This window comes from Mesorhizobium norvegicum, from assembly GCF_004919685.1.
Classification (GTDB): domain Bacteria; phylum Pseudomonadota; class Alphaproteobacteria; order Rhizobiales; family Rhizobiaceae; genus Mesorhizobium; species Mesorhizobium norvegicum.
This window is the reverse complement of the sequence record NZ_SMYZ01000220.1, coordinates 1-397: the sequence shown is the minus strand read 5'-3', so window position 1 is coordinate 397 and position 397 is coordinate 1. Positions and strand designations below refer to the sequence as shown.

Sequence of the window (397 nt, the reverse complement as noted above, 5' to 3'; positions counted from 1 at the left end):
GCTGCGGCACCCGTTTCGCCCGACATCAGGGAACGAACCGCTCCGCCATGTGTTAGCACTTCATGATGAACACCTTGGAACCCCACGGACGCGGGACAGCGGCCGATCTTTTGATCTTCGAATTGGCCAAGGCCAGGCTCCGCATTAACCGGGCGGAGCTCGTCCTTGAACGTGCGGAAGGGATGCTGGACGAGGACTGCGGAGTCGGGATCAACATCGCTCTCTGCAGCAGGATTAGGTCCGCCCGACGGCGCGTGATCGAGGCCAGGTCGCGGCTGACGAAGATCAATCTCGCCAGCATCAATTGACCCCACCTTTGAGATTGTTGGCCCATGATGCTCCCGACCTTCGACCTCGAAACTAAGCGAAACGGCGATATGCATCGCGCCGCGAAGCT

The 397-nt window shown here is 59.9% G+C and carries 1 protein-coding gene; it reads right to left on the bottom strand.

The annotated features are described in order from the left end of the window. Positions 1–397 (bottom strand): hypothetical protein (locus FCU66_RS41770; RefSeq protein WP_210239731.1); only part of this gene is annotated, 397 nt, incomplete at both ends.